The 17413-nt window shown below is 38.8% G+C and carries 16 protein-coding genes; 13 read left to right on the top strand and 3 right to left on the bottom strand.

The features are described from left to right. Positions 1-2: 2 nt before the first annotated feature. The 4 genes from IGJ19_RS11570 to IGJ19_RS11555 all read left to right on the top strand — a co-directional run bounded on the left by IGJ19_RS11570 (position 3) and on the right by IGJ19_RS11555 (position 5557). Positions 3-1796 carry a glycoside hydrolase family 2 protein gene (locus IGJ19_RS11570; RefSeq protein ID WP_430604083.1) on the top strand — a complete coding sequence of 598 codons (1794 nt, stop codon included), beginning with the start codon at positions 3-5 and terminating at the stop codon, positions 1794-1796. A gap of 30 nt (positions 1797-1826) precedes the next feature. Next, the gene (locus tag IGJ19_RS11565; RefSeq protein WP_430604081.1) at positions 1827-3227 is read left to right on the top strand and encodes a glycoside hydrolase family 43 protein; all 1401 of its coding nucleotides are present in this window, start codon (positions 1827-1829) and stop codon (positions 3225-3227) included. A 666-nt stretch (positions 3228-3893) separates the two neighbouring features. Then, positions 3894-4889 (top strand): hypothetical protein, encoded by a 996-nt coding sequence (locus IGJ19_RS11560; RefSeq protein ID WP_430604079.1) that lies wholly within the window; start codon positions 3894-3896, stop codon positions 4887-4889. A 125-nt stretch (positions 4890-5014) separates the two neighbouring features. Further along, positions 5015-5557, top strand: a complete 543-nt coding sequence (locus tag IGJ19_RS11555) for a hypothetical protein (protein ID WP_074799431.1) — start codon at positions 5015-5017, stop codon at positions 5555-5557. Between the two features lie 852 nt (positions 5558-6409). Here IGJ19_RS11555 and IGJ19_RS11550 read toward each other — a convergent pair. Further along, positions 6410-7363 (bottom strand): glycosyltransferase family 2 protein, encoded by a 954-nt coding sequence (locus tag IGJ19_RS11550; protein ID WP_071866942.1) that lies wholly within the window; start codon positions 7361-7363, stop codon positions 6410-6412. A 205-nt stretch (positions 7364-7568) separates the two neighbouring features. On the opposite strand from IGJ19_RS11550, the gene IGJ19_RS11545 reads away from it, so the two are divergent. Beyond that, complete coding sequence (locus IGJ19_RS11545; RefSeq protein WP_010734626.1) at positions 7569-8033, top strand: methylated-DNA--[protein]-cysteine S-methyltransferase; 465 nt, start codon at positions 7569-7571, stop codon at positions 8031-8033. Between the two features lie 87 nt (positions 8034-8120). On the opposite strand, the gene IGJ19_RS11540 is transcribed toward IGJ19_RS11545, so the two are convergent. Beyond that, positions 8121-9164, bottom strand: a complete 1044-nt coding sequence (locus IGJ19_RS11540; RefSeq protein ID WP_430604076.1) for a YeiH family protein — start codon at positions 9162-9164, stop codon at positions 8121-8123. Positions 9165-9286: 122 nt separating this feature from the next. Then, positions 9287-10255, bottom strand: a complete 969-nt coding sequence (locus tag IGJ19_RS11535; protein ID WP_019723785.1) for a TDT family transporter — start codon at positions 10253-10255, stop codon at positions 9287-9289. Between the two features lie 289 nt (positions 10256-10544). Between IGJ19_RS11535 and IGJ19_RS11530 the strand changes: the two genes are divergently transcribed. The 8 genes from IGJ19_RS11530 to sufC all read left to right on the top strand — a co-directional run bounded on the left by IGJ19_RS11530 (position 10545) and on the right by sufC (position 17400). Then, positions 10545-11366: a LysR family transcriptional regulator gene (locus IGJ19_RS11530; RefSeq protein ID WP_071866908.1), complete on the top strand. Its 822-nt coding sequence runs from the start codon at positions 10545-10547 to the stop codon at positions 11364-11366. A 187-nt stretch (positions 11367-11553) separates the two neighbouring features. Beyond that, a complete protein-coding gene (locus IGJ19_RS11525) occupies positions 11554-12741 on the top strand; it encodes an FtsW/RodA/SpoVE family cell cycle protein (protein ID WP_010734630.1) in 1188 nt (395 codons plus the stop codon). Between the two features lie 6 nt (positions 12742-12747). After that, the gene (locus IGJ19_RS11520) at positions 12748-13104 is read left to right on the top strand and encodes an arsenate reductase family protein (protein WP_010734631.1); all 357 of its coding nucleotides are present in this window, start codon (positions 12748-12750) and stop codon (positions 13102-13104) included. 1 nt (position 13105) lies between these two features. After that, positions 13106-13444, top strand: coding sequence for a glycine cleavage system protein H (locus IGJ19_RS11515; protein WP_086335104.1), 339 nt, complete (start codon positions 13106-13108; stop codon positions 13442-13444). Positions 13445-13828: 384 nt separating this feature from the next. Beyond that, a complete protein-coding gene (locus IGJ19_RS11510) occupies positions 13829-14863 on the top strand; it encodes a methionine ABC transporter ATP-binding protein (protein WP_430604073.1) in 1035 nt (344 codons plus the stop codon). After that, a complete protein-coding gene (locus IGJ19_RS11505) occupies positions 14856-15542 on the top strand; it encodes a methionine ABC transporter permease (RefSeq protein ID WP_010734634.1) in 687 nt (228 codons plus the stop codon). The genes IGJ19_RS11510 and IGJ19_RS11505 overlap by 8 nt, the downstream gene beginning before the upstream one ends. A 23-nt stretch (positions 15543-15565) precedes the next feature. Beyond that, positions 15566-16414: a MetQ/NlpA family ABC transporter substrate-binding protein gene (locus IGJ19_RS11500; RefSeq protein WP_430604071.1), complete on the top strand. Its 849-nt coding sequence runs from the start codon at positions 15566-15568 to the stop codon at positions 16412-16414. 212 nt (positions 16415-16626) lie between these two features. After that, positions 16627-17400 carry a Fe-S cluster assembly ATPase SufC gene (gene sufC / locus IGJ19_RS11495; RefSeq protein ID WP_019724376.1) on the top strand — a complete coding sequence of 258 codons (774 nt, stop codon included), beginning with the start codon at positions 16627-16629 and terminating at the stop codon, positions 17398-17400. Positions 17401-17413: the final 13 nt, after the last annotated feature.

Below are 17413 nucleotides of genomic sequence, written 5' to 3'. Positions count from 1 at the left end.
ATATGATTAGAGAAGAATACCCGAGACCGCAATTTGAGAGAGGGAATTGGTTAAGCCTAAATGGTGAATGGCAATTTGTCTTTGATGACCAAAATCTTGGTTTGAAAGAAAAGTGGTACACAAATGAAGCAAATTATGCTTACAAGATCAATGTTCCTTTTGTCTATCAAAGTGCATTAAGTGGCATTGATCAGCGAGAAGTTCATGATGTTGTATGGTATTATCGGACCTTCAATGTACAGGTTCCTGAAGAAAGTCGTGTCCTTTTGCATTTTGGTGCAGTGGACTATGAGGCAGATGTATTTGTCAATGGACATCATGTGAAAAATCATTGCGGAGGGCACACCTCTTTTGATATCGACATTACGGATGCTCTTGTGGCGGGAGAAGAGCAGATACTAAGTGTGCGAGCATTCGATCCGCATTTTGATGAAAGCATCCCACGTGGGAAACAATTTTGGGAAGAAGAATCAGCAGGGATCTGGTACACAAACTCAACGGGGATCTGGCAGCCGGTCTGGCTAGAAGTAGTTGCTACGACCCACTTGCAACAAGTGAAATTTACTAGTGATTTTGATGCTGGCGCCGTGATGATCGATGTTGAATTGAATCAGTTAAAGCCACAATTAGTGTTAGAATATCAAATCTATTTTAAAGGTGCTTTAGTCATCAGTGGGGCTGCAGAGTTTGTGACTTCTAAGTTAAGTTTTGCAGTCGATATTTTTCAACAACAAATTTTTCGGACCAATTTTCATCACGAGGGCTGGTCTTGGACACCCGAAAATCCGCAATTATTCGATGTGGAATTTACTCTTACAGAAGCGGGAAATGCGATCGATCAATTAAAAAGTTATTTTGGTATGCGTAAAATACAGACAAAAAATGGCATGATCTACTTAAATAACAAACCTTACTATCAGAAGTTGGTTCTCGATCAAGGCTATTGGCCTAATGGCTTGTTGACTGCCCCTACGGATGAGGCATTTAAACAAGATATCTTATTAGCAAAAGAAATGGGTTTTAACGGTTGTCGTAAACACCAAAAAACAGAAGATCCGCGCTTTTTATACTGGGCAGATAAATTGGGATTTCTGGTTTGGGGCGAGTGTGCAGCACCGGCGATTTATACCGACCTTTCTGTGACGCGCTTGATGCAGGAGTGGGCAGAGATCATTAGTCGTGACTATAGCCATCCTTCGATCGTCACTTGGGTACCGATCAACGAGAGCTGGGGCGTACCAAAAATCTCTTTTGATCGCCAACAACAGCATTTTTCTCAAGCAATGTATCACTTTATCCATTCACTAGACCAGCAACGATTGGTTATTTCAAATGATGGTTGGGCGATGACGGAGACAGATATTTGTGCGATCCATAATTATGCTCATGGCCAAGAATCCGAACGACAAAAATATCTGTACTTTAAAGACAGTCTTAGCACGAGAGAAAAATTGGTGAATCGAGTATCAACACCATGGCCGATTTTCGCTGGAGGATTTTCTTATCAGGATCAGCCTATTTTATTAACCGAGTTTGGCGGTATTGGCTTTGATGTTTCTGGGCAACCAGGTTGGGGTTATACCTCAGTGGAGAATAAACAAGATTTCTTGAAGGATTATCAGCGGATAATGACGGCTGTTTATGATTCTGTCGGACTTTGGGGGTATTGCTATACCCAATTGACAGATGTCGAGCAAGAAATCAATGGATTACTGACTTATGACCGACAACCGAAAGTTGATTTAGCAGCTATTAAAGAAATCAATGATCAGTTCCATCCAACGCAGGTGGAATAATCCGATTGTTGTGGAAAGGGGCGATGTCTGATGGGAAAATCAGTGGTTTGGCTCAGTAGTGTAAGTGTCCTGTTTGCTGCACTTGTGATAACAGGTTGTGGGGCTGGAACTGATGCGGGGGAAGAAGTGTCCGATTTTACTTCTATTATCGATAATGATGGAGCGGATCCTTGGATCTTGCAAACGGAGTCTTACTTTTATTATACCAAAACGACTGGGAATAATTTAACGCTATGGCGTGCTGAAAACCTCTCTTTCGTAGCAACCGGTGAAAAAAAGATCATCTGGGAAATGCCAGAAGAATTTGAAAGCATCTGGGCGCCGGAGCTTCATTACTTAGATGACCATTGGGTGATGTATTTTGCAGCGAATCGCCCTTCAGAAACCCACCGAATGTTTGCATTAGTTAATCATCAAACAGATCCATATATGGGTGACTGGCAATTGGAAGAGATCAAAGGAATGGATGATAGATTTGCGATTGATGGCACCGTCTTAGAGATAAGTGACAAACGCTATTTTCTTTGGTCTGGTTGGGAAGGATATGAAAATATTGCTCAAAATCTTTATTTAGCGGAAATGGTTTCTCCTACGGAAGTAGTTGGTGAAAAACGGCTTATCTCAAAACCAGAATATGAATGGGAAATGCGTCAAACGCCATTGATCAATGAAGCCCCTCAAGTGATCATCAAAGATAAGACAGTCAATTTAGTATATTCTGCGAGTGGGAGCTGGGACAACGATTATGCGCTAGGTCTTATGACCCTAGATGTAGCTGATGATCCGCTAGAAAAAGCCAATTGGCAAAAGAAACCAGAGCCAATTTTCCAACAGACAAACACTGTCTATGGACCCGGGCATAATGGATTTGCTAAATCAAAAGATGGCTCTGAAGACTGGTTGATTTATCATGCTGCTCGATGGGATCATTCGGGCTGGGAACGTTCGATCCGCTTGCAAAAGTTTGGTTGGGATCAAGAGGATAAGATCCTACTGGAACCTCCCTTGGATGACTGGCGCGTTCAATCGTTGCCAAAAGCTGAGCCGAATCGGATGAGATTACCAGCCAGTCGTGCGTTGCTTGAAGGTGATTTAGCGATTGTCGAGGATGATGCGGCACTCTCTAAGAAAGTCGTACAAGGATTTGAATCAATTACTGACAAAATCATTTTTACCCCACAGATCGAGAAAGCAACTGAATCTCTAGTGATTGTCTATGTCAAAACGAACGATCCTCTTATCATGAATGAACCAATCCGGATCAAGATCGAAACGAAACAAGCAAGTCAGTTGGTGGATGTGTATCCTTCCGAATATTATCAACCGCTACAAGTCCGTATGAAATTACCAAAGGGAGAGCAGGAAATCATGATTTCGTCCGAAATTGGGGTTGATACCCTGAGTATTGATCGTTTAGAAATCGTAAAATAAAGAATATTGAGGAATTCTTCCAACTAACAACGATTGGTGACAATTATTTGGTTCATACTAATTTGTCTTTATATGATCTAGCATGAGTCTTAGACTGTAGACAAACTCTTAAAGCTAGAGTTTTGTTTATAGTCTTTTTTACATTGGTTGTATAAATAAGTTGGATTCTTTGTCAAACGATGTAAAGAGAAATTTTAGAATGATTGGTTTATCTGAAACAAAAGCAAAAATTAACTTGTGTCTTTCAACTTAAAACCGAATAAACGACAGAAACAGAAGTGAGCTCTTTTTCATTTCATTAACAAGTCTTTTTGTGCCGCATCATGATTCGCACCTTAAAGTGAGAAAAATTCGAAAACCATTGGCATTTTTTTGATTTAGTTAATATGAGTGAGAAATTTCTATATAAGTATCAAAAGCCATCATTTTTTTATACTGGTACTAGGTAGTGTGTTTACATAAAAGTAAAATAAATGAGCGAAAATGAACGGAGAACAGATAAATTTTAAATAACTAACATCACATATTTTTATTTATATAAATATGCCCAATAACAAGCTAGATTGCATTTGGATACTCTATTCTATTGGTGAAGCTATCCTCTGAAATAAAAAATACAAACATGCTAGGCAATGCATCGTAAGTCTAGATTAAGGAGAAATCAAAATGAAAAAAATTCTATTTTTCGTTGGGGTGTTTGGAATAGTAACGTTGGGTGATGCCGTCTCTGCACAAGAAATCAATCTAATGAGCGAGCGAGAAAGGGAAATTGCTAATAAGGTAGTTAATTCAGTCGATTTTTACGATAAGGTAAGTATATCCTTTAGAGAAAAATATGGAAATTTATCTGACAGGGAGTACCAAGTACAAGCAAAAATGGACTTTTCTAAAGGAATTCTGGATGAAGAATTTGTTGAGGTATTTGAAAATAAAGGAATAGGTGAGCAAAAAGCAATCATCTATGATAAGTCTAAGAATAAAAATTTAGTTGATGTAAATTTTAAAGAAAATGATTACTTTGTAAGTCAATATACTGTTGATACTGATCGAGCCAATAAGGGGAAATCAATTGAAAGCCGATTAACAAAAAATGGTTTAGGAGAAACGGTTTTGAATCAACGAGATTCTGTTTTACCGCTATCTATGTCAGCAGATGCTGTCTTTTCACAATTTTATGGTGCCCAACTTTTTTCTCTCTATAATAATTGGGAAATCATTCGGACAGAAAAGCTACTGGGAAGGGACGTTGTTTTTCTTGAAGGAGAGTATCCAGAGGAATTTGGGTCAAAAGTAAACGCTCAAACTTTTAAAGCATGGATCGATGAAGCAACAGGAATTATTCTTAAGCTTGAAGGTTTCGCTGATTCCATCATGACCAATTATTTGATCGTGGATACGATCGACTTTGATTCAGAAGTAACAATCAGAAACATAGAGGAAATAAAAAAAGATAATTTAGATGAATACAAATTTCCAATAGAAAAACAGTATTCCGGAGATGGAACTTTAATTAGTGTAAAAAAACCTAATTTAGCGGAGCAACCACTGATTGATTTATTTGTTCTTGATAATGACCATTTAACCGGTCAAGGAACAGTCACTAATGAAGGCTTCAATTGGATTTCAAATGCATCTATATTTTACGGGAAGAAAGATATGTGAGTAGCGATAGTCAAGCTTGGTACTTATATTAAATGGTGGCCATACCAATTATTCGCGTATGTTCAACAAATCATGTGGTAATCCTTTTTATTTTTTTTGAAAGATAGGAGAGTGAATAAACTAGAATGAAGAAACGGATAGTATCTATCTTGTTGTTTGTATTACTAATTACTGGTTGTAGTAACGAATCAAGTACAGGACAATCTCAAACAAGAGACAGCATGGAGGAAACAATAGAAAGTACTTCTTTACAGGAAATAACTGATTCAGACGAGTTGACATTCGAGGAATATAAAAAAGCCTTTCCTGGTCCGGGAAAACTCGATGAAGCATATCAGAAATTAAAAATAAAAAGCGATATCTCCCACGACCAGTTACAAGATCTCTTGACCAGGTATTCTTGGAAACTGGAGGGTGGAGGTATCTTGATCTTCAATGAATCAGGTGAAGTACAGCGAATCAACCTGTCTGGGCTGATAGAGTATGCTGGAATATATTCTGTTACTCAAGATAACTTCTATTTAGAGCCAGATCCAGCAAGTGTGAACCATGTGAATGTGATCAAAGATCATAAGTACAGGATCGAAGCAGATAAATTGTTTTTATTCAGCGAGGAAGTGAAAGAACATCAAGTCATTATGTATCCTATGAAAAAAATAATCCCATAAATAACTGTTTTTTATGGATATAAACCTCAATCGCTTATAATTATTGATTAGGGTCAAAGTACAAAGTAACTATAAGTAAAAAAATGATATCTATCGTAAAAAAACGCCAGAGCCATCAATAAAAGAAATATTACTATATTGTTTTCATCAGTAAAGTTGAGATCAAGAGTAACATATAAAAGAATAGAGTGAGATAAAGTGACGTAATCATTTTATTTTGCCAAGATAAAATCATATCTTTCTGTTTTTGATTATTAAAGTAGTATATCAAATATGATTTATTTTTAGCTATAACCAGATATCCTTGGCTAATGCTCTCTTTAGAGTAGAAACATGTAGTTAAACTCAACAACAAGAAGAAGATTCCTAAAATTAAAAAAAAGGTAGAAAGATTCAAGATGTTCTTTGAAACTAGCACATTTGAAAGGATAAATGAAATTGAAGTCAAAAAAATGTATTGATTACTTTTTTTTAACATACGAATATATATTTCTGTTTCATCAGAAGCTGCAGAGAAAATTTTTTTTGAATATATGTATTGTTTAAATAATTCTATTCGATTACTGATTAATATCAAAGATACAAGTGAGATTAACATAAGACCTAGAATACCGAAATTAAGTATGTCTAAGTAATGATACATGGTATTGCCCCCTTTAGTATTTATGTAGCTTAAAAATGCTATCAGATATAATTAACAGATAGAAACATTATCATCTATAAGTATACGCAATGAATGGATAGATAAAACGCAATCAGCTAAAATAACTTTTTATAATGAGAGTTATTTTAACTGGCTATCATAAAAGAAAAAGCTACCCTCTAATTTTAAAGGATAGCTTTATTCATTGATTATTTGTCTGTTTGCTCACCAATTTGGTGGGCTTTTTGTTTTTCAGTTTCCCTGACGATATAGACTGGGCGTTTTTTCGTTTCTAGGAAGATTTTCCCGATATATTTCCCAATGATACCAAGAGAAAGAAGTTGGATTCCACCGATGAATAGGACGATTGAGACGAGTGAAGGCCAGCCGGATGTTGGATCACCAAATAATAACGCACGTAAAATAATAAATAAGATAGCGATTCCTGAACCGATACATGATAATGCGCCCACAAATGAGGCGATGTTCAATGGCGTGTCAGAAAAATTGACGATCCCATCGATTGAATAGTTGAATAATTTCCAAAATGACCAAGACGTCTCACCGGCAACGCGTTCGCGATTTTCAAATGAGAGATACTCTGTTTTGAATCCTACCCAACTGAATAGTCCTTTTGAAAAGCGATTGTATTCCGCTAATTCTAAGACCGCATCCACCATTTGGCGAGTCATCATGCGATAATCTCTTGCACCGTCAACCATTTCAGTATCACTGATTTTATTGATCAATTGGTAAAATTTCTTCGCAAAGAAACTACGGATAGCTGGTTCACCTTCACGAGTAGAACGGCGTGTACCGATACAATCAATATCGGAGTTGATGACTTTATCGATCATCACTGGTAATAATTCAGGTGGATCTTGTAAATCGACGTCCATGACAGTGACTAAGTCTCCTGTAGAGGCTTGCAGGCCGGCATATAGTGCGGCTTCTTTTCCGAAATTTCGTGAAAAAGCGACAAAACGAACGGATTCATGTACATTCGCTAATTTTTTGATGGCAGCCAATGTACCATCACTTGACCCATCATCGATAAAAAGATACTCGAACTCGTAATCGCCACGAAATTTTTCGACTTCATCAAAAAAAAGTGGGACAGTTTTTTCTTCATTAAAACAAGGGATAACAATTGATATTTTCATGTTTTCGTTCCTTTCAAGCATGTTTTCTCCTATAACTAGTATAAATAAAAGTATGTTTAAATAACAATGATATAAGATAATTATCTTTATTATAAGTGCCGTATACAGTGTACCATCTCTATGTCATTAAATAAACTTTTAGGTTGATTTTTTTCGAAGAATCATAGATGATAAATAAAATAAGTGATGAGGAAGGCGGACAAAAATGAAAATTGAAACACCAATCGGTCCTTTATGGCTTGATGCCGATCAAAAAGGATTAACAGCTGTCTCTTTTGAACGAATTTCTGAAAATGAAGAAGCAAATGCTCAGATTTTATCCTTGGCAAAACAACAGCTGGAAGAATATTTTTCAGGTGAAAGACACGTTTTTGATGTACCTTTATCTTTCCAAAGAGGAACAGCCTTTCAACAAAAGGTTTGGCGAGTGCTCACAAGAATCCCTTATGGACAAAGTCGCACATATAAACAAGTGGCACAGGCAATCGGACAACCAAAGGCAGCTCGTGCGATTGGTCAAGCCAATCGTTTGAATCCTCTACCAATCGTTATTCCTTGTCACCGAGTGATTGGGCAAAATGGACAATTGACTGGGTATATGGGGAAAGCTGAAAATGGGTTAGTGATCAAACGGCAACTATTAGTGCTTGAAAATATTTTAGCTCATTAGGCTGTACTACTAGCTGACAATACAGATAAATAAGCACCAACACCTCGAAATAGAAGATCTTTCCGAGATGTTGGTGCTTATTTTTACTTATAGTTTGATCAACCAAATAAAGAATAAAGCCATGATCGTTTGTAAAAGTCCCACAGTCAATCCATACGTCAAGAATCGTTTTCCTTCTTTCATGAACTTTGCAAAATCCAAACGTAAGCCAATCGCGGCTAATGCAGTGACCTCAAACCAACCACTAATAAAACTAGCGCTTTGATCGATCACATGGGGAATGGTGAAGAAGCTGTTGATTAAACACACGATCAAGAAGCCTAAAACGTACCAAGGAAGTGGCATTTTTCGTTTGTGGTTTTTTGGCGTATACGTAGACGAGACGGCCGGCTGTTTTTTTGTCATAAATTTTTCAAAGAGGAATACCACGACCACAAGCATCATGATCCGCATGATTTTAAACAGCATTGCAAATTGCACGACTGAAGCATCTAATAGACTTGCTCCAGCAACCACTTGTCCAACGGATTGTAAAGTACCACCTATAAGCGCACTTTTTTCGATCAGTTGATCACCAAAGAGTTGGAGACCTAAAAAGGGAAGTGTCAACATCATCACTGTTCCTAAAAGATTGACCAAGGTAATGACTTGGCCCTTTTCTTCTTCATCTGCATGGATCACTGGAGCAATCGAAGCAATGGCTGAAGAACCGCAAATGGCGTTTCCACCTGCCATCATCAAGGAAAATGTATCGCTGAACAATAGTTTTTTACCGATAAAATAGGCACCAAGAATCGTGACAGTCATTTGGAGTAACACGAAAGTTACACCTTTGATACCAATCCGTGCAATCGTTTGGATCGTCACAGTTGCACCAAGCAAGAAAACGGAACATTCTAATAGTTTACTTTCGGCAAATTTGGTGCCCACCGCAAGTTCAGGTTGTTTAAACAATGTGTTTCCTAAAACGATGCCAAGTAAAATCGCAATGGTTCCTGCACCGAGTTGTGGGACGAAGGGTGCCAATAGCCGACTAATGACTGCGACGGAAAAGGCGAGTAGTAGTCCGGGTAAGATTTTTCGGCCACCAAATTTTTTCAGCGTTTTTATATAAGTGAATAAAGCATTCATCTGATTCTTTCCTTTCATTTAAGAAAAAGTTTTTCTAAAATATAGTATCATTTATTTGTTTCTTCGTGAATACAAAAAAAACTTCTGCCTTTTTACTAAACGAAAAAGACAGAAGGTGAAGTCTATTCTATCAATCCCTTTGAAAGGTGATGTTTATGCTGACTATGTTCTTTGATCAAGTAGATGGCATAGTGTCCTAAGACGTAAGCGATCATGCCACAGGCAATCAAACACTCGATGACTTTCAATCCATCTAAGATCCCTGTAGCAAACCCTAATTGATGGAAATAAGCAGTGGCAGTAGAGATTGCTGTAGCAGAGATCACCAATGGGAAAGTAAAGGCTGCAAAGCTTGGATAAAAATCAAGCAATAACAGACGTGGTAACATGGCTAAAACGATAAAGTAAAGTACTTGCGAAACAAGGAACAACGTCATGACTAAGGCCAAATTTGGGTCTTCAAAGTTTTTTAAGTACCCTGTCAGGCACAAAGAACCAGGTGCTGCAAGAATCGCAATCAATGGTAAGGTTGGTTGCGCCATATTTTTGACAAAGAAAATTCGATGGATGATGATTGGTAGTAGTACTACATAACAAGCTAACGAAAGCCAGAAGAAAATCTTTCCAAGGATCGGAGAAAAGTTTCCAGCAGTTACTGTGATGACACCAAAACCAACATACACGATAAACCAGCTTGGAAAAATTGCTTCTATTGACAAGTCTGCTTTAACTACATGATGGTAATTAAAGTACAGAACCAAGATGATTTGGAAGATCACTGCGGCTAGCCAAATCAATTTAACAATTGGCGCAATTGATTTGAAAGAAACAAAATACGTACAGATGACCATCAAAGACATCGTAAAGGTCGGCGAGACGGAAGCGACGATTGGATCATATAGATGTTGCTTCGTGTGTTCAAATAAAAGGATCAGTTTGCCGATGATCAACAGCATCAAAAGCATACCGATCGCACCTACAAAATTTCCTAAATGCGTCAAATGATAGTCTTTTAAAAGATTCCCTAAAGAAGTCAATCCAAGGATCAACCCACAAATCGGGATCGGAACAATCTTCAAGAAATGCTTCATACATTACTCTCCTTTTTATTGATAATAAAGGACAGACTCGTTGCAACGATAAGTAGCCAACGATGAAAACTGCTTGTTACGAAGAATAGTAAAGTTTTTCAATGGGAAAAAACAAATCGCATGGATGCTTCTCCTTATCGTTGCAGTAAGCTGTCTGGAAGGTTGTGAGGTGTGTGTAACTGAAGGTCCACAACCTGTTCCTTACACTTTTCATTATAGAGTCTTTTTGATATATTTAAATCAAATAGTTATTATAGTTACTATAAAAAAAGATAATGGAAGTGGTTAGATGTTTAAGTTATTAACAACCTTTCGTGTCGTTTATGAAACAAGAAATTTTTCGCGAACCGCTGAATTACTCTATTTGTCTCAACCTGCGGTGTCCAATCAAATCAAACAATTGGAGCGGGATCTTGGAGTTGAACTTTTCCAACGCAATGGACGACAAGAGATGAAACCGACAAAACAAGCGGATTTGCTTTATGAACGAACATTGGTTTTATTGGAAGAATGGGAAACAACACAACAACAATTAGCGGATGAAAAAAATGAAGAAGAAGTGTGCCGGATCGTCGCTTCCCATACATTTGCTGTGTATTTATTGCCTCAATTGATGAAAGAGTTGATCGTGCGTTTTCCAAAAATCAAGTTTTCGATTGCTTTTGCGAATTCTCATGAGAGTTTGGAGCAAGTGGCAAAACATGAAGCTGATTTTGGTTTTATCGAAAAACCTTTAGAAACAACCGGCGTACAACGCTTTTCTTTACTTGAAGATGCGTTGGTCGTTGCAGGTGATCCTAAGAGTGAGCTATGGCTAGTCAGAGAATCTTCTTCAGGTGTGTTCCATTACACACAACGTTATTTTGAAGAAAAGAATATCCAAGGGAAGAAAATGCTTGTAAAAAGTAATGAAGTCATTGTGGCGATGTTGAAAGAAGGAATCGGACGATCCATATTATCCAAACGAGCAGTACCAAAAGGGATACACGTTGAACCTTTAGCTGAATCTCGTCAGTTCTATTTGATCCAACGGACCCATTTGACCTCTGAACGGTTATTAGAAGTAGGAAATGAGATCTTGGATTTCTATAAAAAGGAAAAGAAAAATTGAAAAATATCAGACGGAATCAATAGAACTTCTCCCTTGAATAAGCGTTTTTTTCGTATTTATCTTAAGAAAGGATAAAGAGAAATGAATAAGATTAATTTTTCGCAAATCTCATTTGCTTTGGCTTTCATTTATAGAAGGAGACAGCTATAATATAGGGCAGTATGGTTTTTAGGAAAAGGGATGAAAAATGGAAAAAAAAATAAAAACTTCGAATGATAACCGCATCGATTACGGAGTCATTCTACCAGTATTTTTATTATGTTTGATTGGGATTTTATCCTTATATGTTGCATTGACACATGATCCAAACGGTCCTTCTGTGACAAGAGGTGTCGGGATGCAGATCATTTGGTACCTTGTGGGAGCAGTAGCGATTGCAATCGTCATGCGGATCAATTCAAAATGGATCTGGAAATTGACACCTTATCTCTATGGACTAGGATTGCTTGTCATGGGGTTGCTCTTACGATTTTACGACCAGAATCTGGCGGCAAGTACCGGTTCAAAAAACTGGTTCCGCTTTGGAAGTGTCACATTTCAACCAGCCGAGCTGATGAAGATCGCTTATATTTTGATGCTGGCGTTGATCGTAACGAAGCACAATACGCAAGTCAAAGTTCGAACGATCAAATCTGATTTTTGGCTGATTGCAAAGATGTTGATCATTTCGATTCCTGTGATTGCGTTAGTCATGGCGCAAAAAGACTTTGGGACGATGCTCGTCTTTCTGGCGATCTTTGGTGGCGTCTTTTTGATGTCAGGGATTTCTTGGAAAATCATTGGCCCGATCTTTGCTTTAGCATTTATTGTGGGTGCAGGAACGATTTTCCTTGTGACCACAGAATCAGGAAGAGAATTCCTGTATACTGTTGGGTTCAAATCTTACCAATTTGCCCGAATCGATTCTTGGCTCGATCCATTTCATGATACGTCGGGCTTTAGCTTCCAACCCGCCCAAGGGATTTTAGCAATCGGAACAGGTGGCATGTTCGGAAAAGGCTTTAACGTCAGCAACATTTACGTGCCAGTCCGAGAATCAGATATGATATTCACTGTCATCGGCGAGAATTTTGGCTTTATTGGTGGCGCATTTGTCATTTTCTTGTATTTTGTATTGATTTATCGTATGATACGTGTCTGCTTCGATACGAACAACGAGTTTTATGCCTATATCGCAAGTGGATTGATCATGATGCTCTTATTCCATGTCTTTGAAAACATTGGCGCAAATATCGGCTTACTTCCATTAACTGGGATTCCATTGCCGTTTATCAGTCAAGGGGGTTCATCGATCTTAGGGAATATGATTGGGATCGGATTGATCTTATCTATGCGTTATCAAAATGAAGCACCGGTAAAAAATTCTAGGAGGTAACGTAAGTTGTTTACTTTTTATGAGTACCCAAAGTGTTCCACTTGTCGAAAAGCCAAGGCTTGGCTCGACAATCATCAAGTAACGTATCAAGCGGTCGATATGGTCAAAGATACGCCTACGGCAGAAACGATCGAATCATGGTTGAAGCATTCAGATGTGCCGCTTCGCCGTGTCTTTAATACAAGCGGGATGAAATATCGTGAACTTGGTCTAAAAGATCAAATCGATGAATTATCCCTCACAGAAGCAAGTCAGCTGTTATCTACGGACGGCATGTTGATCAAACGACCATTGATCGTCAAAGACAATCAACTGGTCACAATCGGTTTTAATGAAAAAATATACGAAGGAGCATTCAATTAAAATGGCTGGGAAACACTTAAAGAAGAAAGATAACCTTTGGATTTTATTTAATGGAAAAGAATACTGTGTAGGTTTGACAAAAGAAGCGCAAGAAGATCTAGGTGAGATCACGTTTGCCAACTTACCAAAAATCGGTAAAGCGTATCAAGCAGGCGATGCACTGGTTGAAGTAGAAGCAGAAAAAGCAGTCACTGAATTTGCAAGTCCATTATCTGGAACAGTCTCATCTGTGAATGAAAAAATCAGTGAGAATATCGCTGTTTTGAACGATGAAGATGAAATGACTGCGTGGTTATTGAGTTTTAAAGATGTCGATGCAACAGAATTCGACGCACTTTAAGAAACACGATGTTCAAATAAACGTTTGACACTGATTCTTGTAACTGCTATAATCATAAACAATCATATTGAAAGCTTTGATAAGAAGAGTACATGTCACAGATGTTTCAAGAGAGCCCGGTTTGCTGTGAAAGGGTAACGGAAATGAGATGGAAGATGGTCTTAGAGCAGAGTGAGTGAGCGCAAGCAAACTGACTACGGGCGTGCCCGTTATAGCACAGCAGTATGCGACTAGAGTCAAGTACTGAACGAGGTTGTTATTGTGAAATAGCAGCGAATCAAGGTGGTCACACGGAAGTCTAAACTTTCGTCCTTTTGCTAAACGCAAAGGACGAAAGTTTTTTTGTTGTCTAAGAGAAAATAAGTAAAGAAAGATGTGAACGATATGTCATTGATCCAATTGACGAATGTCAAGAAAACATTTGGCGGGAAACATGGGACGATCCACGCTATCAACGACGTTTCACTACAAGTGGAACAAGGCGACATTTACGGCATCGTCGGTTATTCCGGTGCTGGTAAGAGTACGTTAGTTCGTTTGTTGAACGGCTTGGAATTACCTACAGATGGTCAAGTAATTGTCAACGACCAAGACATTACTAAATTAAAAAATAAAGAATTACGCGTTTTTCGTAAAAAAATCGGCATGATTTTTCAACATTTCAATCTATTGTGGTCACGTACCGTACTAGAAAATATCCAACTACCTTTGGAATTAGCCGGTGTACCGAAACAACAACGGAAAGAAAGAACGGAAGAATTGCTTCGTTTAGTCGGTTTGGAAGGACGAGGACAAGCTTATCCGTCCCAATTATCCGGTGGACAAAAGCAAAGAGTCGGGATTGCTCGTGCGTTAGCCAATGACCCAGAAATCCTCCTTTGCGATGAAGCGACAAGTGCATTGGACCCACAAACGACAGAAGAGGTCTTAGATTTATTATTAGCAATCAATAAAAAATTGAACTTGACGATTGTTTTGATCACTCATGAAATGAACGTTATCCGTAAAATCTGTAACAAAGTAGCGGTGATGGAACGTGGGCAAGTCGTGGAAGAAGGCGATGCGTTGACCGTTTTCCGTCATCCGCAACAAGAAGTCACGAAACGCTTCGTCCAACAAGACATCGAACCAGAAGCTGAATCCACTGAATTATTGGCAGAGTTGATCAAAGAAAATCCAGACGGTCGCTTAGTGACATTGACCTTCAACGAAACAAACGCCAACGAACCAGTGATTTCTCAAGCCATTCGTCGTTACAATGTCGATATAAATGTTGTATATGGGAAAATCAAGCAAACCAAAGAAGGCTCGTTTGGTTCGCTGACTACCTTGATGATCGGAGAGGAAAACGAATTGGACCAAGCAGAAAACTTCATCAAAGAGCAAGGCGTCGGAGTGGAGGTGATCCATCATGGATAAAAGCTTCACAGAAACCTACCTTGATTTCAGCCAAATCAACATGGAGACGATGCAACAAGCCATCATGGACACGTTATACATGACGTTGATCTCCATGGTCTTAGTAACCATCATCGGTTTGATCCTTGGTTTGATCCTTTACTCGATCGGTCGCAAAAACAAACCGTATGCGCGGATCATTTACGGCATCGTTTCGATCATTAGTAATATTTTCCGATCGACACCATTCATGATCTTGATGGTCTTGATCATTCCCTTTACCAAAGCAATCGTGGGAACGATGTTAGGCGCACAAGCAGCGATTCCAGCTCTCGTGTTGTCCGCTGCTCCTTTTTACGCTCGACTTGTAGAAATCGCGTTTCGCGAAGTCAGCCCTGGGGTCTTAGAAGCCGCAGATGCGATGGGCGCGAGCTATTGGGAAATCATTTGGAAAGTCTTGATCCCTGAAAGTGTCCCAGCTTTGATCTCAGGGTTGACTGTAACGACGATCTCAATGATCGGTTTTACTGCCATGGCAGGTGCAATCGGTGCCGGCGGTCTAGGTGGCTTGGCTTGGCAAGAAGGCTATCAACGTGGTAATTTAACAGTGACTTTTGTCGCTACCTTGATTATTTTAGTCATCGTATTTATTGTTCAAGGAATCGGGGATTTCTTAACGAAGAAAACAGATAAAAGATAGTAGGAAATAGGAGGATATAGGATATGAAAAAGAAAATTTTTGGATTTGCAGCAACGCTTTTACTGACAGTTGGATTAGCCGCATGTGGAAACGGCGGAAGCAGTAGTGACTCATCAAACGCATCAGACGATACAACCTTGAAAATCGGCGCATCACCAACGCCACATGCGGAAATCTTAGAACATGTGAAGCCGCTTTTGAAAGATGAAGGCATTGATTTGGAAATCGTCAAATTTGACGACTATGTCTTGCCAAACCAGGCATTATCAGAAGGTGACATTGGTGCGAACTATTTCCAACACATCCCTTACTTGAACAAAGAAATCGACGAAAAAGGCTATGATTTTGTCAATGCCGGTGCTGTCCACATCGAACCAATGGGCTTGTATTCACAAAAAATCAAAGACATCTCTGAATTAGAAGATGGTGCAACGATCATTACTTCAAATTCAGAATCTGACTGGGGACGGATCATCACGATCTTGAAAGATGCTGGTTTAGTGACAGTGAAAGATGGCGTTGATTTAGAAACAGCCACATTTGATGATATCGATGAAAATCCTAAAAACTTGAAATTCAATCACACGATCGATCCAGCATTATTGGCTTCCACTTACCAAAATGACGAAGGCGATCTAGTAGCTATCAACGCCAACTTTGCTTACGGCGCTGGATTGAATCCATTAGAAGATGCGGTATTATTAGAAAAAGACAACTCACCATATGTCAACATCATTGCGACACGTAAAGGTGACGAAGACAGCGACAAGATCAAAAAATTGATCGAAGTCTTACATCAAGAAGATGTTCGTCAATGGATCGAAGAACAATGGGAAGGCTCCGTAAAATCTGTCGATGCGGATGCAAAATAAAACCTGTAAAGTCTGGGAATGATTCCCAGACTTTTTTTGAGAAAAAACGAACAAAAATTATTTTATTCAGTTTATAAAGATTATCAATTGAAAATGATGTTTTATTTGCAATAAATCAAAATTATGACATTTTTAACTGGTCGGGGCGTTGCGCTTCATTCTCAATTAGTCTAAAATGAGTGAGAACGAATCAGAATATGGAGGGGAACTACATGTCTGTCTTAGAAATAAAAAACCTACATGTGTCGATTGAGGACAAGAAAATCCTTAAAGGCGTGAATTTAACAATGAAAACAGGAGAAATCCATGCCATCATGGGACCAAACGGAACAGGTAAATCGACCTTGTCTGCTGCAATTATGGGAAATCCGAATTACGAAGTAACTGAAGGAGAAATCCTTTTTGATGGGCAAAATGTGTTAGAGCTAGAAGTAGATGAACGTGCGCGTTTAGGTCTATTTTTAGCCATGCAATACCCAAGTGAGATTCCAGGGATCACGAATGCCGAATTTATGCGTGCAGCGATCAATGCGACACGTCCGGAAGACGACAAAATTTCTGTCATGTCATTCTTGAAAAAGTTAGATGAAAAGATGGGACTCTTGAATATGCCAGAAGAAATGGCTGAACGTTATTTGAACGAAGGCTTTTCTGGTGGAGAGAAAAAACGTAATGAGATCTTACAACTCTTGATGTTAGAACCAACTTTTGCGATTTTAGATGAAATCGATTCAGGTTTAGATATTGATGCACTGAAAGTCGTGGCAAAAGGCGTGAACGAAATGCGCGGCGACAACTTTGGTGCTTTGATCATCACTCACTACCAACGCTTGTTAAACTACATCACACCTGACGTAGTCCACATCATGATGGAAGGTCGTGTCGTGATGACTGGCAGTGCAGATTTAGCAAAACGCCTAGAAGCCGAAGGATATGCAGGCATCAGTAAAGAATTAGGAATCGACTACAAAGAAGAAGAAGCGTAAGGAGGAGCACATC

This window comes from Enterococcus sp. DIV1368b (genome assembly GCF_050529595.1).
In the GTDB taxonomy this organism is placed as follows: domain Bacteria; phylum Bacillota; class Bacilli; order Lactobacillales; family Enterococcaceae; genus Enterococcus_B; species Enterococcus_B mundtii.
The sequence above is the reverse complement of the archived record's forward strand: the minus strand, read 5'-3'. Positions and strand labels throughout refer to the sequence as shown.